We start from the raw sequence: 20,443 nt of genomic DNA on the forward strand, positions 1-20,443 counted from the left end.
GTAAAAGTACAAAAAGCTCTAAAATATAGTTAAGAGACATCAAAAAAGCCCTTATAATAGTTTATAAGGGCTTTTTAGTAGTTTAAAAGTTCTTTAATTATTTGAACAATCTAAATATATCATTTCCATTAGCAAATACTAATAGAGAAAGGAGTATCATAAAACCAGCAACTTGGGCGTATTCCAAAAATTTATCACTAGGTTTTTTTCCTGTAACCATTTCCCATAAAGTGAAAATCACATGACCACCATCTAAAGCTGGGATAGGTAATAAATTCATAAAACCTAGCATAATTGATAAGAAGGCTGTAATGCTCCAAAATGTTTGCCAGCTCCATTGAGAGGGGAAGATGCTACCTATAGAAATAAAGCCTCCTAGGCCTTTGTATGCGCCTGTGCTAGGGTTAATTATTTTTTTAAGTTGTTTCACATAGCTAGCCAAGGTTGTCCAAGCTTTGGTAGTACCCGCAGGAATAGCCTCTGCAAACGAATATGATTTATTAGCCAATTCATAATATCCAAGTTTCTCTAAGTCAGGTAATGAGAGGTTGGCAAGAGCAACACCTAATTTGCCTTCCTTGGTCACGTTAACAGGAAAACTTATGTTTTGATCGTTTCTTTTAATTGTAATGCTTATCTCTTTTCCTTTGAATCTCTCTAGTTCCAATTTAGCTTGATCAAAATATTTAATGGGCACACCGTTAATTCCAGCGACAATATCTTTGCTTTTCAAGCCACTATTAATATTCGGTGAATCGTCAGAAACTTTAGCTATAATAAATGGGTACCTAGGTGTTATAAAAGCCCCAGCGTTTTTGCCTCGATCTACTAATTTAGAAATAAAGTCTGTAGGGATTTCTTTTTGTATGATTTCACCATTTCTTTCTATGGCATAATTATTTCCATTGATAAACTCTAAAGGAAGCTCTCTAAATTTTTCCACTGGATTACCATCAATAGTTACAATTTTATCGCCTGTTTGTAAACCTAAATCAATAGCGAGCTGATCTTGAACCCAAACACCGTCTTTCACACTTTCATTTGGCAAGAACTTTTCGCCATAAGTGTACATGAGCAATATATAGATGACAATTCCTAAAATAAAATTTACGGTAACACCTCCTAGCATAATAATTAAGCGTTGCCATGCCGGTTTAGATCTGAACTCCCAAGGTTTAGGTTCTTCTTTCATTTGTTCAGTATCCATGCTTTCATCAATCATCCCTGCAATTTTAACATAGCCCCCCAAAGGAATCCATCCAATTCCATAAACAGTTTCTCCGATTTTCTTTTTAAACAAAGAAAATTTATAATCAAAAAATAAATAGAATTTCTCTACCTTGGTTTTGAATAGTTTAGCTGGTATAAAATGCCCTAACTCGTGGAGCACAATTAATAGCGATAAACTTAAGATAAATTGAGATGCTTTTATTAAAATTTCCATAAATGGTTTATTTCTAAATTTAAATCGGACAAAGGTACGTTTTTAAAAAGAGTTCTAAAAGTTTGTAAGCTACTAGTACTTTTGTTTTAACAAACTTTTTGGAGTAAGGATTTATAAACACTTTATTTAGTTTATTTTTGTATCAAAATCTGTAAAAATGGAACTTAAATTTTTTAAAAAGTCAAGAAACACCTTAATTTTTTTATTGGTATTTTCTGCAATAGTTCTTCCAGTGTTTTATCATTTGGTAAAAGTAGATAAAAAATTACCTATTTATAATCCTGCAGATGTAAATCCGAAGCTAGTGGATATGTCGGTAAGAAACAAAACGAAAAATCATAAAGTTGCTGATTTTAGTTTGACGAATCAAAATGGAAAAATAATTACGAACGAAGATTATGAAAATAAAATCTATATAGCTGATTTCTTTTTTACACGTTGCCAATCTATATGTATTATTATGGCATATCACATGACTGAATTACAAGAACATTATAAAAATGATGATGATGTGTTGTTTTTATCACATTCTGTAACACCAATAATAGATAGTGTGCCTGTTTTAAAAGAATATGCAACCAAAAAAGGAGTCATTGATGGAAAGTGGAATGTAACAACAGGGGATAAAAAACAGATATACGATTTAGCTCGTAAAAGTTACTTTGCTGTGCTAGACGAGGGCAATGGTGACGAAAATGATTTTATTCATACTGAGAATTTTGTTCTCATAGATAAGGAACGCCGTATTAGAGGGGTTTATGATGGGACCAAAAAGGAAAATATGCAAAAAATTATTGATGATATCACTGTGCTTAAAGAAGAATACAAAAAGTAATTTCTTTACTTTTTGTTTCCTTCCTCATCAAAAATTTTATTGATTTCTTGTTCTGTTTTTATTACCGAAATAGCAAGTGTTAATAACATGATTGCCATAGGTTGCCAAGTTATATTTTTATTTAAAAAAACTAGACTCAAGGCAGCCAACAATGAAATTGCCGAATAGGTTAAAAGTTGTTTGGTAAAGTAATTATTAGCAAATTTCCATATAGTTTTATTCTTTATTGTTTTGTGGGTTCGGTAACCATATAGAGACGTTGTTTTTTGGGGTGGGAAAAAGTAAAAAACAACGCTGAAAACAAATAACAATCCATTAATAGATAATATATAATAATAAGGGTTCATCCTTTAGTTTTTTATGGTTGAAATAATATCTTTCAAAAATACATTAATATCGGCATTTTTAGTTAGTCCCATTCTAACAATAACCATTTCCTGATCGGGTAGAACAAAAACATTTTGTCCTTGATAACCGTTAAATGAATACATGTTTTTTGGGACATCAGGATATCGGCCACCTGCATTTAGCCAAATTTGAGCGCCATAACGACCGTTCGATGTTGGAGTTGGGGTGGTGGCATAAGTAACCCAGTCTTTATCAAATAAAGCCTCCCCGTTCCAGTTTCCATTATGAAGGTATAACAAACCAAGTTTCGCCCAATCTCTTGGCGTAGCCCAAGCATATGAAGACCCAACATAATTGCCACTCATATCGGCTTCAACAAGCATAGAATTCATTCCGATTTTATCAATCAAAGCACTATACCAAAAATCTAAATACTCCTGATGCGTTGTAAATTGTTTTCGTAAAATACCAGATAGTAAGTTGGTAGTACCAGAAGAATAGTTCCAATTTTCATTGGGTTTGCCAATTAAAGGTTTGTCGATTTGAGTTTTGGTAACATCTTTTGATAAAAACAGCATCCTCGTCACATCAGAAATAGAGTTATAATCTTCAACCCATTCCAATCCAGAATTCATTTGTAATAAATTATGTATGGTAATGTTTTTACGATTGTCATTTTGCCACTCTTTTATAGAAGCTCTTTTCGTTACATCGATATTTCCTTGACATTGTAAAATGCCAAATAAGGTAGCAGTAATGCTTTTTGTCATTGACCAGCCTAAAATTTTAGAATCTTTGGTAAATCCAGTGTCGTATTTTTCAGCTATAATTTTGTCTTTATAAAGAACAACAACAGCTCTTGTTTTATTAGTGCTGTTAAATATAGAGTTTACTGTTTCCTTTAATTTCGGGTAATCTATATTTTGAAAAACAGTATCTTTTTGAGGAGCATTACCGTAAGGATAAGGTGTCGATTTATGAGAGATTGAGCGTTTAGGAATTGAAAAAGGCGTTGAAATGTCAAAATCGTTTGTTACTAAAACACAGCCAAGTCCTTTTCTAAAAAAAGCCTTTCTTTTTAGTAAACCAAAAGCAGAGCCTGTAGCCGATTTTTCTTCTTTGTTAATGTTATCAGTGGTTAAATTAATAGGAGAGAAATTGTTGTCCGTACTATCGGTAAAAGCTAATGTTCTGCCTGCAACATAGACAGATGAAGCAGTGTTTTTCGCCGAATACCCTGCCAATATATTTAATTTGGGGTAGTTGTAGTAAAAAACAATAGCTAAGATGACTAGAACAAGTAATAAGAGTTTTTTTAAGAGTTTCATTACAGAGGTTTTTAGCAAATGTAATAATTTAAATGATTGTTATAATTTTTAATACAGCAAGTATTACCTTTGTTATAAATTAAAAGAATATGTTTAGCATAGAAAAGATTAGAGCAGATTTTCCTATTCTTAAGCGTAAGGTTCATGGTAAGCCATTGGTGTATTTTGATAATGGAGCTACCTCACAAACACCTCAGGTAGTTATTGATGCAATTGTTGATTATTATTCTAATTACAATGCAAATATTCATAGAGGTGTACATACCTTAAGTCAAGAAGCTACGGATAAATATGAAGAGGCAAGAAACAAGATTCAACGACATTTTAATGCTAAACATTCCTATGAAATTATCATAACTGCTGGAACTACGCATAGTATTAATATAGTTGCTTCTGGGTTTTCCGAACTTTTAAATGAAGGAGATGAAATTATAGTTTCAGCTTTAGAACATCATTCGAATATTGTGCCTTGGCAAATGCTATGTGAAAAAACAGGAGCCATATTAAAGGTTATTCCTATGGAAGAAGATGGATCATTGCAAATGGATATATACCATGAGTTGTTGAATACCAAAACGAAGTTAGTATTTTGTAATCACGTATCAAATGCCCTAGGAACCATTAATCCCATAAAAGAAATTATTCATGCGGCTCATAAATTTGGAGCGTATGTACTAATAGATGGAGCCCAAGCATGCCCTCATTTCAAACCAGATGTTCAAGCATTAGATGTAGATTTCTATGTAGCTTCAGCCCACAAAATGTGTGGACCTACAGGAATAGGGTTGTTATATGGTAAAGAAGAATTGTTAAAGATGTTACCTCCTTATCAAGGAGGAGGAGAAATGATAGAAACAGTAACTTTTGAAAAAACTACCTATGCAGGTCTGCCACACAAATTTGAGGCAGGTACCCCAAATATTTGTGGAGGCATAGCCTTTGGTGTCGCTATAGACTATATGAATTCCATTGGTTTTGAGAATATAACCAACCAAGAAAATGAATTGCTTATATACGGTACGCAAGAACTTGAAAAAATCGAAGGGTTAAAGATTTACGGAACTACTCATAAAACATCTGTTATCTCTTTTAATTTAGAAGGAATACATCCATTTGATGTAGGGTCTATTCTTGATAAATTAGGTGTTGCTGTTAGAACAGGGCATCACTGCACACAACCCATCATGAATTTTTATAAAATTCCTGGTACAGTGAGAGCTTCTTTTTCTTTTTATAATACGAAAGAGGAGGTTGATATATTAGTGAATGCAGTAAAAAAGGCAAAAATGATGTTGTCTTAATTAATTTCTTAACTATCTAAAAAACTGTATCTTTGGTTGATGAAAAAGAGTTTAGGTTATCAAACTACCGTAGATTTTTATGATTGTGATCCTTTAATCATAGATTCCGTAACAGCCATTAAAGATATTCTAGAAGAAGCTGCTACGATTATGGAGTTGTCGATTGTAAATACGACAATTCATGAGTTTTCTCCGATAGGGATTAGTGGCGTAATTGTAATTAAAGAAAGTCATATTGCTATACATACATGGCCAGAGCATCAATATGTTGCCTTAGATTTTTTTACCTGTAATAAGTCCTTCGATTTAAAAGAAGGGATTCTTTGGATACAGCAACAATTTAAAGCTAAAAGAATAGACATAACATCAAATCAAAGAGGTTTTCTAGATAAAATTCAATAATGATGATTACACAAAAAACAGCATTATTATTAGCTAAGGAAAAAGAAAACGCAAAAGGAGATAAATTCGTAGAATACTTTATTTCGTGGCTTATCATTATTAATATGATTGCTATTGTATTAGAATCATATCACGATATCAATACAGCATTTTTTTTTTACTTTAATATACTTGAGGTTTTCTCCATTACAGTGTTTACCATAGAATATTTATGGAGAATATGGATGGCAGGTTCGGTTTACCCTAATTTAAAACCAACAAGAGCAAGGGTTAAATATATGACCTCATTTATGGGGTTGGTCGATTTAATTTCCATTTTGCCGTTTTTCTTACCGTACCTCATTAAAATAGACTTAAGAATCTTAAGAACGTTGCGTTTGTTTAGACTATTACGTTTGTTGAAATTGAAAAGATATTTTAAATCGTTAAGTATCATCAAAAATGTAATTTCAAAAACTAAAAACGAAATAACAGTCACCGTTTTTTTGGTTTTTATTTTGTTAATATTGGCGTCTACACTAATGTATTCTATAGAAAGAAGTGCCCAGCCAGAGGCATTTCAAAATATAGGTCAAGCAATGTGGTGGGCAGTGGCAACATTGACTACCGTGGGGTATGGAGATATATACCCTGTAACAGGAATCGGTAAAGTTTTAAGTGCGTTTATCGCTTTGTTGGGTATTGGTATTGTGGCGCTACCGACAGGAATTATTAGTTCGGCATATATTGAAGAAATAAGAAAATTTAGAAATATAAAAGAACAATGCAGCTGTCCGCATTGTGGAAAACAAATAGACTAATTACTATGTTTTGGAAAAATGCAAAAGAATATAATTTAGATAAGTTAAAAGTGGGATACACCTTTGATTTGAATGCTGCAAATTGGAGAATTACGGAGGTAGGTCAATACGATTGGAAGATGGATACTTCTAGTATAGAATATACAATTCAATCATTTGATAAAGAAGCTTTTTTAGAAGTGGAATATCACAAAGGAAGGTATGAAGTGACGTATAGTGAGGCTATTTCAATTGAAGAAGCTATTTTGATAGACGCCATTGACACGAAAGTATTGCGATATAATAATAAAATGTATGAATTTGATGAAAGTTATAATGGCGATTATCAAAGCTTAACAACGGGTACTTCAAGAGAGTATTTAGAATGTTTTCTTTTTTATGCAGATGATGATGAGTTGATCACCATAGAAAAATGGAGTGATGGAAGTTATGAGGTGTTTTTAGGAGAGGAATTGAAAGCAAAAAAAATTAAAAATATTAAAGAATAATAAATGTAAAATGCGCTCAAAAAAAGTCATTACTTAACAAGCAATAAGAATGTAATATTTTGTGCTAATCTTTAGAAGGTGTGGATGTTGCAAGAGGCATTACCTTTCAGTTAACTATAAAATGTAAAGCAGATGAAAAAAATAGTGTATTGTTTAATAGTTTTTCTTGTCATGATAAGCTGTTCAGATAACATAAAACCAGCGAAAACTGTATCAATAGAACCTATAGAAAGCATTATCAGACAGTATAAATGGAATGATTTTTCGATTGTTTTAGATGACATGAAAATTGAGGAAGAGCCTGAATATATGTTGTACCAGCACAAGTATAAGGTATTAACATTAGAAAATGATTCATTGCACGCAAAAGAGCTAGCATGGAAAACAGTTAGTAAAAAGTACTTTAAAGAGCGTGAAAATGATTTAGGAATGGAAATAGTGTCGAAACACGATGGGAAAACCTCCAGAGTGGCACAACCTATAGGTTTTGGATGGGCAATAGGAAATGAAAAACATGGAGAATGGGAAGCTGTACAAAATGATTCCGTGAATAAAAGCAACAACCATTCATCAAGAAGATGGAGAACACATTCAACGAGCCCGTTTTTTTGGCTTTGGTTAGCGTCAAGTCGCAATACGTACAGAAATGATTATAACGGTTATCGAACGCATAACAACGCCGGTAGGTCGTATTATGGGAATAACAGTTCAAGAGGAAATTATAGCTATGGTACAAGAAGTAATTATGAAAAATCCACAAGGAGGTCGTTTTTTTCTAGAAAATCTCAAAATACAAGTAAATGGAATAGTTTAACTCATAAATCATCCAGAAATTCATCGAGGTATTCTAATGGATCTTCTACGAGATCACGTTCTGGAGGATATGGAAAATAATAGTTTTGTCATACAGTAAAAAACAGAAATCTTTTGCCCTAAAAGTCGCCTTGTTTGCCACAGGTATTAGTGGTATTGTAGCAGAATACATTCTGTCTACGTTAGCGTCTTATTTTATAGGAAATGCCATTTTACAGTTTACATTGATCGTGTCTATAATGCTATTTGCTATGGGGCTAGGTAGTAGATTTAGTAAATGGTTTACGAAAGAGGTAATCGTATATTTTATAATTACCGAATTAATATTATCAATACTCGTATCGTTCTCGGCGTTAATAGCATATATCGTTTATGGGATGACTGATATATCTTGGTTGGTGATTTATATATTATCAATTTGTATCGGTTTGTTAATCGGGCTCGAAATACCATTCGCAACTAGAATAAATGATGAATTTGAAGAGCTTCGCTTAAATATTTCTAACATCTTAGAAAAGGATTATTTCGGAAGTTTGATAGGAGGATTATTTTTCGCATTTATAGGATTACCGTATTTAGGATTGACCTATACACCTTTTGTTTTAGGGATGTTAAACTTAGGGGTTTCGTACTACTTGTTTAAGGTTTTAAAAGAATATATTCCGGTAAAATCCAGAAAAAACTTACAGGTAGCTTATGTATTGGTGTCAGTTTTGATTATAGCGGGCGTATGTTTTGCCAATCCGATAGTTCGGTTTGGAGAACAAGTAAAGTATAAAGACAAAATTGTGTACTCTCAACAAACCAAATATCAGAAAATTGTAGTAACCAAATGGAAACAATGGCATTCATTGTATATCAACGGAAATCAACAATTATCATCTTTTGATGAATTCTTGTACCATGAACCTATGGTACATGTGCCTATGATGTTGACAAATTCACATAATAATATTTTAATTTTAGGTGGTGGTGACGGTTGTTTGGCGAGAGAGATTTTTAAGTATAAAGATGTTGAAAAGATAACATTGGTTGATTTAGATGAAAAAATGATTTATTTAGGGAGAAATTATTCTGTGTTTAAAGAATTAAATCAGAACGCTATGAACAATCCTAAGCTTATTCCTATTTCACAAGATGCATTTAATTTTTTAGAAAATACTCAAGAGAAATATGACGCAATATTTGTGGATTTACCTGATCCGAATACGGTAGATTTAAACAAATTATATACAAAAGAATTCTACCAACTTTGTAAGCGAAAACTACAGGATAATGGGGTTTTTATCACACAAGCGGGAAGCCCATATTATGCTACTAAGGCATTCTATTGCATTGATAAAACCTTAAAAGGAGCTGGGTTTAAAACAATACCAATGCACAATCAAGTACTTACACTAGGAGAATGGGGTTGGGTCATGGCAAAGAAAAACAAACTGGAGGTAAAAGAAGTCTTGAAGTTAAAATTGAACCAATTAGATCTGAAATGGTTGAATAATGACGCAATTCCAATGTTGGTAGCCTTCGGTAAACCATTGGTAGATACGACTGGAATAAAGGTGAATACTATTTTTTCCCCGAAACTTTATACCTACTATAAATCGGGTAATTGGGATTTGTACTAGAACGATAGTTATACGATACTTTGAAATTACGCAATCATTCTGTGTCTTAGAGAAAGTTATACTATTTACCATAGCAATTATTGCCGGTTAATTAATATCAGCTTTTCTTTCAATAAAAACAGTGCATAAAAAAAGCAACAGGTAATACTGTTGCTTTTTGAAATATATGAATTTTTTATCTAATCTCTTGATAGAAATATTTGAACTACATACCAAAACAATAACATTAAAGAAGCGAACAACCCTAATGCAGCAGGGATATAATCATCAGTAGAAAATTTATGTACTAGGTTAGAAGTTTGATATAAAATTGAACCACCAGCTAAAATACACATACCAACAGAGAACCATAAACCAAGGTTAAAACCAAACAAGGTACCAGCAATTATTAATCCAATAGCTATAAAGAAGCCCACAGATAATCCTGCTCTGATAAAAGAGAAATCTTTTTTAGTAATAAAAACTATAGAAGAAATGCCAGCAAATAATCCTAAGGTAACAATACCAGCTTGTTGTAGCAATTCAAAACTGTTTGTATAGGCTATAGCAATGTAAATTAAAGGGATGAATATAAAAGCTTCAGCAAAAATATAGCCAGCATAAGCTAAATACTGTAGATTTTTATCGGTAGTTTTTAAAGCAGTGCTCTCTGCATAATTTGTAATAAGCATAAATCCGCCTAGTAATAATAACCATTTATAGCCTTGAGTCATTGATAAGGCAAACTCGACGATCGTAGCATTTTGTAAAAGCATATACTCAAACAATATAAAAAGGAATACACCCCCGGCTACATGGGCATAGGTTTTTTTGTAGAAAGCAATTCTTTCTGTTTCTGATACTTGTGCTACTAATACTCTGTTGTTAAATGAATTTTCCATAAAATTTTAAATTTGTGTAAATATATCTATTTTTATAGAAATAGGATATTGATTTCTTTTTTAAAAGATTTTTTGCAAGTTGATATCTTTAGATGATTTTATATATTTTTACCAAAATGTTTAAAATGAAATATGTATCAACGTTGGCACTCATAATGCTTCTTACAGTTATGAATGGATTTGCTCAAGATAAAATAGAAAAATTTGATGCTATTGTTTATGAGGCTAAAACAAGAGGAAGTTTTGTGAATATTAAAGTAACAAACAATAAGGTGATTTATGAGAGTAATGATCTGCATACTGAAGTGAAAACTTCTAAACACGATAGAGATCGTTTAATTGATTTGTTAAATGGGTTGAATCTAAACGAACTTCAGTATTTAAAACCACCGACGAATGATAGGGCTTCTGATAAAGCTTTGCAGGCGAATGTTATGGTGAAAATTGATAAAAAAAAGTATACATCAGTAACCTTTGACGCGGGGAATCCCCCTGTTGAATTAAAAGAAATAGTAAAATTAATGATCAGTTTGTGCAAGCCAGAATAAAAATAAAAAAACCGAGTGATGAACTCGGTTTTTTTATGCTTAGAATTTCAAGGTAACTCCCAATAAGAAGTTTCGGGTTGCCTGTGGGTAAAAACCAGCACCATCAACCGTATTGATCGAACCTGGTGTAGTCCAATCATCGCTATAGGTATAGTAGTACCCTCTGTCAACATATTCTTTGTTGAAAATATTATTCACTAAACCAGTGAATATAATAGACTTAAATACTTTATTCGTTTTAATTTCGTAAACAAGGTTCAAATCACTGGTAAAGAAACCTTTTAAAACATCAAGATCAGAGATAGTGCTATTTAAGTTACTCATAAATTGATCGCCAACGTACTTTGACAAAAATGCTACTTGGAAATTAGTTGTTGGATGATACACCAAGGCATTACCAAAAATAATATTAGGAGAAAATGCAATAGGAGTGTTTCCTAAATTTACCAATGCACCATCAATTTCTTCATAATAATCTTGATTAGTGTTTTTACTAAAAGCGATATTAGGCCTTATAGAAAGCGTTTCAGACAATTTAATAGCAGCGTCAATTTCTAGTCCTAATCGATAACTATTTCCACTTGAGGTTCTCAAAGGTTCTCCAGTATTAGGATCAATGGCTCCGGTTAAGATTAATTGATTTTGATAATCCATATAATACACATTGGTGTTTAGCTTAACCATATCCGTCGAAAATCGCCATCCTAATTCGTAATCATTTAAACTTTCATGCTGATTGTTTCCGCCTTCAAAATCACTTCTATTGGGTTCTCTATTGGCTCTTGCGTATGAAGCGTACATGCTATGTTCACTGTCAAACATATACGTCAGCCCAAACTTCGGATTGAAAAATTGGTAATTTGTATCTACATCAATAGGAGCTCTATCCGAGGTTAACCCAGTAGTTGTATACTGAACAAAACGGCCTTGTAAATCAACATACCCTTTAAGTGCTTCTGTAAAATTAAAAGTAGCTTTTGAAAATATATTCCAATCGGTTTTTTTAGAATTACTAAGGTAATATCGATTCCCAAAGTTGGTGTCATTTGCTAAGTCGCTCCCCCAAATGATTTCTCCATAATGATCGTTTGTATAGTGGCTGTAAGAAGAACCAGAAATAATATCTAAATTATCGTTTGTGTACGCAGCATTTACATTTATGACATAAAAATGATTATCTAACCAACGACGAACAATAACATCACTTTCGTCTACAATTAGATTTGCATAATCAATCGCATTTTCACCTTCTTTAAACTGCTCAAAATAACCCTTTCCACGAGTGTAGTTTAAACCAACATTACTTGTCCAATTTTCAGATAATTTTTCATTCCAATGCAATTGATAGTGATCCTGCCAGTAATTATCAGTTTCATTATCATAGGTATATGGGTTTTGACGACGGTTTTCCTTTAATTGTTCTTCTGTCAAACCATACCAAGCTTGATAAGTTTTTTCTTTACCTCCGAATACCAATCCTTTAATCAAGGTGTTTTCATCGGTATAACTACCTTGTAAAAAGTAGGACTTTAAGTCGGTAAATGCTCTATCTACATAGCCGTCTGAATAAATATTAGATAAACGCCCGGCAAACTCAAAATGCTCGTTTATTTTGCCAGTGGTGAATTTTACAGTGTGCTTACGAGAACCGTAAGAGCCAAAAGAATTTGAAATCTCTCCGCCTGCTTCTTCGGAAGAAGCATCTGTTAAAATATTTAAACTAGCCCCAAATGCACCAGCACCATTAGTGGAAGTTCCTACGCCACGTTGAAGTTGAAGGCTTTGAACCGATGAAGCAAAATCTCCCATATTAACCCAAAAAGTTCCTTGACTCTCAGCATCGTTATAAGGAATTCCATTAATAGTAACATTCACTCTGCTAGCATCAGAACCTCTTACTCTGATATAGGTATACCCTATTCCAGCTCCAGCATCTGAAGAAGAGGTAACAGATGGTAAGTAATTCATGAGTAAAGGAATATCTTGACCTAAATTACGTTTAGCGATTTCTTTTTTAGATAAATTTGTGTGGGTAACAGGTGCGTCTGCTTTCACACGAACAGCAGATACCAAAACTTCATCTAAAACATTTTCATCTGAAATTAATTCAAATACTACATTTTGATTCTTGCGAATATCGACGTCTTGTGTAAGTGTTTTAAAACCAACATAAGAAATTTCAATAGAATGTATGCCTTTTGGTAATGTTAATTTGAATACGCCGTCAAAGTCAGAGACGGTTCCTTTTTTAATAGCTCTTACAGCAATGGTAGCTCCTTCTAAAGGTTCTTGTTTTTTAGTGACTACTTTACCTGATAAAGTAAATGTTTGCGCATTTGCTGATAAGGTTGCAAATAATACCATTAAAAAAGCTACTATCTTCACTTTTTTAATAAAAGACATTGGTCTCATAGTTTCTTAAAATAAAAACGAATAAAAAGAGGTAATTATTCTTTGTTTGAATACTGAATAACTGCGTTAGTTACTACAAAATAGTACAGGTGAAATAGTTACATGTTTTCAGGTTACTATAATGTCATAACGTTAATTCCCTAAACAGCATTATCTGTTCTAGGTTCAATGGGTATGATCTCAGCCCAGTATCATTTTCATTATTTAAGTTAACAAATAACGATTAACTTAACATGAACAACTTAAAAGGCACCCCTTTATGAGAACGGTGCGAAGGTACATTCATTTTTCAAATTAACAATATGTAAAAAGAATTATAACACCAAAGATTAATTTAATATTTTAGTATCCGAAATATCATTTATTTATGAATACAACCTTTAAGACAAAAGTTAATACATTGTACGATTTTGAGTTTCACAAGACCGATATTGAGCGGTTAGATAGTGTTGAAAAATCGGATAAAAGTTATCATGTTATAGAAAGTAATAAAACCTATGAAGCAGAGATTGTTCAGAGCGATTTTATTAACAAATTATATGTAGTTGAGATTAATGGGAATAGTTACGAGGTAAAAATTTCTGATGAGCTAGATATATTAATAAATGAACTTGGAATGGGGCGGGCTCAAGAAAGAAAGGAGAACGATTTAAAAGCACCAATGCCTGGGCTTATAGTTTCTATCAATGTAACTGCCGGACAAGAAGTAAAAGAGAACGATGGGATTCTAGTTTTAGAAGCAATGAAAATGGAGAATACGTTACTGGCTCCAAGAGACGGTGTTATAAAATCAATTGCAGTAGAAGCAGGTGATAGAGTCGAGAAAAATACAATTTTAGTTGAAATGGAAGAATAATATGAAGAAGATATTAATAGCAAACAGAGGAGAAATTGCATTGCGAGTAATGCGCACTGCAAAAAAGATGGGCATTAAAACGGTAGCTATATTTTCGGAGGCTGACAGGAACTCACCTCATGTGAAATTTGCTGATGAAGCTGTCTGTATAGGTCCGCCACCATCAAATCAATCCTATTTATTAGGGGATAAAATTATTGAAGTAGCTAAAAAATTAGGAGTAGACGGAATTCACCCAGGATATGGTTTTCTGAGCGAGAATGCCGAGTTCGGAGAAGCTGTCGTGGCTAACGGAATCACGTTTATTGGTCCAAAATCAAAAGCGATAAAAATAATGGGGAGCAAGTTGGCGGCAAAGGAAGCTGTTAAAATATATGACATTCCTATGGTTCCAGGAATTGACGAGGCTGTAACGGATGTGGCTTACGCAGAGAAAATAGCAAATGAAATTGGATATCCAGTTCTTATCAAAGCGTCAGCAGGTGGTGGAGGTAAAGGAATGAGAGTAGTAGAGAACCCTGAAGAGATTAAAGAACAAATGGAACGAGCGATATCAGAGGCCGTATCTGCATTCGGAGATGGGTCTGTATTTATAGAAAAATATGTTGCAGCGCCGCGCCATATTGAAATCCAAATATTGGCTGATAGTCATGGGAACACAGTGCATTTATTCGAGCGTGAATGCTCGGTACAAAGACGTCATCAAAAAGTAGTAGAGGAAGCGCCATCTAGTGTATTAACACCAGAGATTCGTAAAAAAATGGGAGATGCTGCCATTAAAGTAGCGAAAGCTTGTGATTATTTGGGAGCAGGAACGGTTGAGTTTCTTTTAGATGAAAACAAGAATTTTTACTTTTTAGAAATGAATACTCGTTTGCAGGTAGAACATCCAGTAACTGAAATGATTACGGGTATTGACCTTGTTGAAGAGCAAATAAAAATAGGAAGAGGAGAAGCTTTATCATTTACTCAAGAGGATATAAAGATTAACGGACATGCGCTGGAGTTACGAGTATATGCAGAAGACCCGTTGGATGGTTTTAAACCGAGTATTGGTGTGTTGGAAACGTATTGTTCCCCAATTGGAGAGAATATAAGGGTGGATGATGGTTTTGAAGAAGGAATGGAAATTCCGATTTATTACGACCCCATGATATCAAAGTTAATTACCTATGGAAAAACACGAGAGGAGGCCATTGAATTAATGAAGGAAGCAATTGTTAATTATAAAATCAAAGGTATAGAAACCACGTTGCCATTTGGTAAGTTTGTGTGTGAACACGAAGCTTTTAGGTCAGGAGATTTTGACACACATTTTGTAAAGAAATATTATGCTCCTGATAGTCTGGAAGAAAACTACCGAAAGGAAGCAGAAATTGCTGCTAAAGTCGCTTTGAGTCAGTATTTAAAAGAACAACAAACCCTAAAAGTACCAATCCGTGAAATCTAAGATAGAAGAATTACAAGAAAAAATAGCGAAAGCAAAATTAGGAGGAGGCCAAAAACGCATAGATCGCCAACATCAAAAAGGCAAGTTAACGGCACGAGAACGAATTGATTATTTGCTAGATGAAGGCTCGTTTGAAGAAGTTGGTATTTTAGTAACACATCGTACCAGTGATTTCGGAATGAAAGATCAAAAGTTCTATGGAGATGGGGTTGTTACGGGATACGGAACGGTGAACGGAAGATTGGTATATGTATTTGCACAAGATTTTACTGTGTTTGGAGGTTCGTTATCTGAAACTCATGCTGAAAAAATATGTAAAATCATGGATTTAGCATTGAAAGTAGGAGCTCCTTTAATCGGATTGAATGATTCGGGAGGCGCTCGTATTCAGGAAGGTGTACGCTCATTAGGGGGCTATGCTGATATATTTTACAGAAATGTGCAGGTGTCAGGAGTAATCCCTCAAATTTCGGCCATAATGGGTCCATGTGCTGGAGGCGCAGTATATTCTCCAGCAATGACCGATTTTACCATTATGGTTGAAAATTCAAGTTATATGTTTGTAACTGGACCGAATGTTGTAAAGACAGTGACCAATGAAGAAGTTACTTCTGAAGAGTTAGGTGGGGCTAGCACGCATTCTACAAAATCTGGAGTGACCCATGTAACCGCTATCAATGATGTACAATGTTTGGAAGATATAAAAACAATGTTAAGTTATATGCCACAGAACAACCGAGAAACTACGCTGAAAATTCCATTTGAATTAGGAGATGAATATCGCGAAGAGTTGGCCAACATTGTTCCAGAAAATGCCAATAAGCCTTATGATATGCGTGAGGTAATTTATGGAATTTCAGACGCAGATTCTTTTTTCGAAATACATAAAGATTATGCTGAAAATATCGTAGTTGGATTTGCGCGTTTGGCAGGAAGAAGTATTGGGATTGTTGCCAATCAACCTATGAGTTTAGCTGGGTGTTTAGATGTGAACAGTTCAAAAAAAGCAGCACGATTTACACGTTTTTGTGATTGTTTTAATATTCCATTGCTGGTATTGGTAGACGTTCCAGGGTTTTTACCTGGTACAGATCAAGAATGGAATGCAATTATTACCAATGGGGCAAAACTGTTATATGCTTTGAGTGAAGCTACGGTGCCTCGCGTAAGTGTAATTACCCGTAAAGCTTACGGTGGGGCCTATGATGTAATGAATTCAAAACATATTGGAGCAGATATGAATTTTGCATGGCCATTGGCAGAAATTGCAGTAATGGGAGCGAAAGGAGCCAGTGAAATTATCTTTAAAAAGGAAATTGCGGATGCAGCAGACCAAGAAGCAAAGTTACTTGAAAAGGAAGCGGAATATGCAAGGTTGTTTGCAAACCCATATACGGCAGCCGAGCGTGGTTTTATCGATGAAGTAATTTTACCACAGGAAACACGTAGAAAGTTGATTAAAGCGTTTGCTATGTTGGAAGGGAAAAAGGTTGATAGACCGAAAAGAAAACACGGTAATATTCCTTTGTAAATATAAGGGTGCCTTTACTTTGCAGAAGTAATATATTTTACGTTTTGAATTTTCTTTTATTACGGTATTGTAAACTCCTGAAAATTAGTATATTATTTTAAGAGATAAACAGATTAAAACTTAAGTTTTTTTCTGTTTTCTTTTTTCTCAGATAGCTGTTTTTTTGTGTTTAGTCTTTTTTGATGAGCAGCTCTATTGGGCTTGGTTATTTTTCTAACTGTGGGTTGCTTTATGTTGTTTTTTAGGAGTTCAATAAATCGCTCAATTATAATTTTTTTGTTACGATGTTGTGATCTGTTTTCTTGACAGGTTAATGTTATATAACCATTTTTTGTAAGTTTGTGGGCTAAGTTTGTAGAGACTAGGTGTTTTTCTTTTTCAGAGAGAGTTTGAGAGTTGAATACATCAAAAGATAATTCAATTTTTGAAGATACTTTATTGGCGTGCTGTCCTCCAGGGCCAGAACTTCTTACAGCACTAAAATAAAGTTCCTTTATAAGCTCTTCGATATTCATGAACTAGAAATAATTGGGAGTATCTATATGTTGATACATAAAATGCATGTCAATATCAGTTAGGGTATCCGAGAAGGCATATAAATTTTCTTTTTTTGATAAAATTTCATCAATAGTTGTAATCGCCTTTTGTAAACGAGTTTCTTGATCACCTTTTAACAAAATGTATGGGCGATTGTACTTTTTCAAGGTGTTTTCAAAAGCACTGAACATTTCTAATCGTTGTTCAGGTCTATCTCTTAAATCATCAGCTTCCCATGGGGTGTCTATATAGGTTAGAAAATAAAGGTCGTAACTGTTTTCAACCGCAACTTTATTGAGAGTTGGATGAACAAAACCGCCATAAAATTCTTCAGAATACACTTTGGTTTCTAACAAATCTGTATCACAAATTAATAGTTTGTCGGCTTTTTTAGCCAATTCATTTTCTAGTTTTATTTGCCCTTCTGCAATAGGAAGCAAGTCGCTTTCTTCACATGTTTTACGTTCGTTATTCCATTTGTTTTGCAAATATTTTCGGGCATATTCAGGTGTCCATACAGTATTGTAATGACGTGCTAACTGCCTTGAAAGTGTTGTTTTTCCAGTGCTTTCAGGGCCAAATAAAACAACCTTTACAAGGTTAATTGGTTGTTGTCTAAGTTTTTCTTCCATGCTAAATAACCTAAAATTGCGATTAAAGTAAATAATAAATATTGAAAACTCGTAAAGGTATATCCTTTATAAAAATACAAGGGAACAGATATCAAATCTCCTACAATCCAATAGATCCAATTTTCAATTTTTCGTTTTGCCATAAGCCACATCCCTACAAAGAAAATAGCCGTGGTAATGGTATCAATATATGCTGTCCAACTATTCCATTTGTCGAAATTTTTATAAACTATATACACAAAAAGTAGTGTAAGTATAAAAATAAGGAAGCTCACTCTTTTTTCTTTTTTTGTGGTTTTCGAAATTGGAGTGACATGGGTTTCATCGACTTTTCGTGTCCATATATACCATCCATAAACACTCATGATAAAATAGTAAGCGTTTATCATCATATCACCTAATAAAGACCATTTCAAAAGCAGGTACACAAAAATAGCCGTACTAATCATACCTGTTGGAAATACCCAAATATTATTCTTTTTAGAGCACCAAACAGAGGTGAAGCCAAATAAAATGGCAATTATTTCTAAAGAGATGTCAAGAGTAGTTGAATTGGCGTACTGGCCAAAAAGAAAATCGAAAAGCTCACTCATAATTGTGTTCATTCGTTGTTGTTGCTGCGCTCCAAATAAATGTAAGCGATATACTCAAAAACAAAAATAGACTTGTTGATTCAAATACGTTTTGACATTGTTTTTGAGCGGCTGGTTACTTGTTGTTAAGAGCGCCACAAAATGAGATACAAAGATAAAGATATTGTGCAAATATCATTTGTTATAATATTTCTAATGTGGAATTTTTTGATGAAAATTTGAAGTTAGATTGATTCGGATGTTAATTTTTTGATCATAATTGTTAAGAGTAAATGCTGATCTATCGGTAAAACACAATCATGATTGCTGGGAACACGTGAGTAATTTTATTTAAGAATTGGTATTATCCTTTAATTTTATATATGAAAGGCTTCAGGTTTTAATAAGTGGTTAGTGCTAAAAAATGTACTACTAACGTTTTGGCTGAACTGCGTTTTAATACGGTTTAGTTTTTATTGCGTGTGGGCTTATTTTTACCTTCGCATTGATATGTTTTCATGAACCCACTTTGCTTTTTCTTTTGGTTCAACTTTTCCATACTTACTACTCAGTCGGCTAAATGTTGCTTGTGGAAAATCATATGGTTTACTGTCGTCAAAATATGGCCCAACTACACCTAGTACCAGTTGTTGTTTGAATTTGATGTAAAAGAAAAAAATACTCGTTTTATTGCGGTAAATTCAAATGGTAAAATGTTGCTGCTCTTGTTTCTATATCTGGACTGTATGTAAACAATTCTTCGAGATTGGTGTTTCTTCCTTTTCTAATTGGTTATAAAGAGACTGTATTCTCTTAAATTTGAGCGATTCATTTCTATTACTCTCCTTTCTAAAGGCTATACTTCGATATATAATAAATCCAACTATTAGTAAGATAATGATGCCAGTTACGATCAATACAATTTTCATCCTTACTTTTTTCTGTTTACAAGCAGCTGATAACCAAACTCAATGTTATATTAGTGGTAGTTTAATACGCACATACACAAGTGAACCCGTCAAATTCTAAAAAATTAATATCGTAGTTCGATGCTTCTCCTTTATAGTCAATTTTACCCGTAGTTTTTCCATCGGTAAAAGCAAAATCTTCTATGTATATATGATCTTTAAAAAGTAATTTCTTTTTACCATAAATTTTATATAAACTTTCTTTTGCTCCCCAAACAATCGTTAACTTACTCACTAATGCACTATGATTGGCTATGGTTTTGTATTCTTCAATAGGCGTAAATTTTCTGGCAATTTTAACAATTTTATCACGCTGTTTTTCAATATCTATTCCTACCGGACTATCAGAGATACTGATGCCTGTAAACGTAAATGAATGTGTAATAGAAATGAATTTCCCGTCTTTTAAATGAGGTTTTCCAAACTCATCGTAATAAACATCCATGTCAGTATAGCCTACCTCTTTGAGTAAATGACGTATACTCATAAATCCTCGTTGGTGGAGTTCTGATTTCATTCCATCAACTCTAGCTTTACTTTCGTTAGATAATGCAATTCCTGCGGATAAATCAAGCATTGATTCTTCTATCTTCCAAATCAATACTTTAGTGTTGTTGTTAACTGTTAGAGTTTTATAAAGAGGCATAAATTAAAAAGTTATTCCGTAACTTT

Annotated in this window: 20 protein-coding genes; 11 read left to right on the forward strand and 9 right to left on the reverse strand. The window is 33.4% G+C overall.

Annotated features, from left to right (window positions below; translation table 11 throughout):
• Positions 1 to 97: 97 nt before the first annotated feature.
• Positions 98 to 1,444 (reverse strand): RIP metalloprotease RseP, encoded by a 1,347-nt coding sequence (gene rseP, locus AC2TDS_RS13360; protein WP_484736080.1) that lies wholly within the window; start codon positions 1,442 to 1,444, stop codon positions 98 to 100.
• Positions 1,445 to 1,601: 157 nt separating this feature from the next.
• Here rseP and AC2TDS_RS13365 point away from each other — a divergent pair, with 157 nt between their 5' ends.
• A complete protein-coding gene (locus AC2TDS_RS13365; protein WP_484736081.1) occupies positions 1,602 to 2,279 on the forward strand; it encodes an SCO family protein in 678 nt (225 codons plus the stop codon).
• 5 nt (positions 2,280 to 2,284) lie between these two features.
• Here the strand turns inward: AC2TDS_RS13365 and AC2TDS_RS13370 are convergent, their stop codons facing one another.
• A complete protein-coding gene (locus AC2TDS_RS13370) occupies positions 2,285 to 2,626 on the reverse strand; it encodes an SdpI family protein (RefSeq protein WP_484736082.1) in 342 nt (113 codons plus the stop codon).
• A 3-nt stretch (positions 2,627 to 2,629) separates the two neighbouring features.
• Entirely contained in the window at positions 2,630 to 3,955 is a 1,326-nt protein-coding gene (locus AC2TDS_RS13375) for a serine hydrolase domain-containing protein (protein ID WP_484736083.1), read from the reverse strand.
• Positions 3,956 to 4,044: 89 nt separating this feature from the next.
• On the opposite strand from AC2TDS_RS13375, the gene AC2TDS_RS13380 reads away from it, so the two are divergent.
• The 6 genes from AC2TDS_RS13380 to AC2TDS_RS13405 all read left to right on the forward strand — a co-directional run bounded on the left by AC2TDS_RS13380 (position 4,045) and on the right by AC2TDS_RS13405 (position 9,384).
• Positions 4,045 to 5,256, forward strand: coding sequence for an aminotransferase class V-fold PLP-dependent enzyme (locus tag AC2TDS_RS13380; RefSeq protein WP_484736084.1), 1,212 nt, complete (start codon positions 4,045 to 4,047; stop codon positions 5,254 to 5,256).
• Between the two features lie 39 nt (positions 5,257 to 5,295).
• The gene (gene speD / locus AC2TDS_RS13385) at positions 5,296 to 5,658 is read left to right on the forward strand and encodes an adenosylmethionine decarboxylase (RefSeq protein ID WP_484736085.1); all 363 of its coding nucleotides are present in this window, start codon (positions 5,296 to 5,298) and stop codon (positions 5,656 to 5,658) included.
• Complete coding sequence (locus tag AC2TDS_RS13390; RefSeq protein ID WP_484736086.1) at positions 5,658 to 6,458, forward strand: ion transporter; 801 nt, start codon at positions 5,658 to 5,660, stop codon at positions 6,456 to 6,458. The genes speD and AC2TDS_RS13390 overlap by 1 nt, the downstream gene beginning before the upstream one ends.
• A 5-nt stretch (positions 6,459 to 6,463) precedes the next feature.
• Positions 6,464 to 6,946: a DUF4178 domain-containing protein gene (locus AC2TDS_RS13395; protein ID WP_484736087.1), complete on the forward strand. Its 483-nt coding sequence runs from the start codon at positions 6,464 to 6,466 to the stop codon at positions 6,944 to 6,946.
• Positions 6,947 to 7,078: 132 nt separating this feature from the next.
• Positions 7,079 to 7,840, forward strand: coding sequence for a hypothetical protein (locus AC2TDS_RS13400; protein WP_484736088.1), 762 nt, complete (start codon positions 7,079 to 7,081; stop codon positions 7,838 to 7,840).
• A 5-nt stretch (positions 7,841 to 7,845) separates the two neighbouring features.
• The gene (locus tag AC2TDS_RS13405; protein ID WP_484736089.1) at positions 7,846 to 9,384 is read left to right on the forward strand and encodes a polyamine aminopropyltransferase; all 1,539 of its coding nucleotides are present in this window, start codon (positions 7,846 to 7,848) and stop codon (positions 9,382 to 9,384) included.
• Positions 9,385 to 9,563: 179 nt separating this feature from the next.
• On the opposite strand, the gene AC2TDS_RS13410 is transcribed toward AC2TDS_RS13405, so the two are convergent.
• The gene (locus tag AC2TDS_RS13410; protein WP_484736090.1) at positions 9,564 to 10,265 is read right to left on the reverse strand and encodes a Bax inhibitor-1/YccA family protein; all 702 of its coding nucleotides are present in this window, start codon (positions 10,263 to 10,265) and stop codon (positions 9,564 to 9,566) included.
• A 125-nt stretch (positions 10,266 to 10,390) separates the two neighbouring features.
• Between AC2TDS_RS13410 and AC2TDS_RS13415 the strand changes: the two genes are divergently transcribed.
• The gene (locus tag AC2TDS_RS13415; protein ID WP_484736091.1) at positions 10,391 to 10,813 is read left to right on the forward strand and encodes a hypothetical protein; all 423 of its coding nucleotides are present in this window, start codon (positions 10,391 to 10,393) and stop codon (positions 10,811 to 10,813) included.
• A gap of 39 nt (positions 10,814 to 10,852) precedes the next feature.
• Here AC2TDS_RS13415 and AC2TDS_RS13420 read toward each other — a convergent pair whose 3' ends face one another.
• Positions 10,853 to 13,216: a TonB-dependent receptor gene (locus tag AC2TDS_RS13420; RefSeq protein ID WP_484736092.1), complete on the reverse strand. Its 2,364-nt coding sequence runs from the start codon at positions 13,214 to 13,216 to the stop codon at positions 10,853 to 10,855.
• A gap of 376 nt (positions 13,217 to 13,592) precedes the next feature.
• On the opposite strand from AC2TDS_RS13420, the gene AC2TDS_RS13425 reads away from it, so the two are divergent.
• The 3 genes from AC2TDS_RS13425 to AC2TDS_RS13435 are packed head-to-tail and all read left to right on the forward strand — an operon-like array spanning position 13,593 to position 17,062.
• Positions 13,593 to 14,081: a biotin/lipoyl-containing protein gene (locus AC2TDS_RS13425; protein WP_484736093.1), complete on the forward strand. Its 489-nt coding sequence runs from the start codon at positions 13,593 to 13,595 to the stop codon at positions 14,079 to 14,081.
• Position 14,082: 1 nt separating this feature from the next.
• Complete coding sequence (accC, locus tag AC2TDS_RS13430; protein WP_484736094.1) at positions 14,083 to 15,531, forward strand: acetyl-CoA carboxylase biotin carboxylase subunit; 1,449 nt, start codon at positions 14,083 to 14,085, stop codon at positions 15,529 to 15,531.
• The gene (locus tag AC2TDS_RS13435) at positions 15,521 to 17,062 is read left to right on the forward strand and encodes an acyl-CoA carboxylase subunit beta (RefSeq protein WP_484736095.1); all 1,542 of its coding nucleotides are present in this window, start codon (positions 15,521 to 15,523) and stop codon (positions 17,060 to 17,062) included. Before accC ends, AC2TDS_RS13435 begins: the two co-directional genes overlap by 11 nt.
• A 113-nt stretch (positions 17,063 to 17,175) precedes the next feature.
• Here the strand turns inward: AC2TDS_RS13435 and arfB are convergent, their stop codons facing one another.
• The 4 genes from arfB to AC2TDS_RS13455 all read right to left on the reverse strand — a co-directional run bounded on the left by arfB (position 17,176) and on the right by AC2TDS_RS13455 (position 20,417).
• Entirely contained in the window at positions 17,176 to 17,577 is a 402-nt protein-coding gene (arfB, locus tag AC2TDS_RS13440; RefSeq protein ID WP_484736096.1) for an alternative ribosome rescue aminoacyl-tRNA hydrolase ArfB, read from the reverse strand.
• Positions 17,578 to 17,580: 3 nt separating this feature from the next.
• Positions 17,581 to 18,231: an ATP/GTP-binding protein gene (locus AC2TDS_RS13445; protein WP_484736097.1), complete on the reverse strand. Its 651-nt coding sequence runs from the start codon at positions 18,229 to 18,231 to the stop codon at positions 17,581 to 17,583.
• Positions 18,192 to 18,824 carry a nicotinamide riboside transporter PnuC gene (gene pnuC / locus AC2TDS_RS13450; RefSeq protein WP_484738954.1) on the reverse strand — a complete coding sequence of 211 codons (633 nt, stop codon included), beginning with the start codon at positions 18,822 to 18,824 and terminating at the stop codon, positions 18,192 to 18,194. Before pnuC ends, AC2TDS_RS13445 begins: the two co-directional genes overlap by 40 nt.
• 969 nt (positions 18,825 to 19,793) lie before the next feature.
• On the reverse strand, positions 19,794 to 20,417 hold the full coding sequence (locus AC2TDS_RS13455) for a 4'-phosphopantetheinyl transferase family protein (protein ID WP_484736098.1): 624 nt from the start codon (positions 20,415 to 20,417) through the stop codon (positions 19,794 to 19,796).
• Between the last annotated feature and the right edge of the window lie 26 nt (positions 20,418 to 20,443).

It is taken from the genome of Tenacibaculum profundicola, assembly GCF_057220795.1.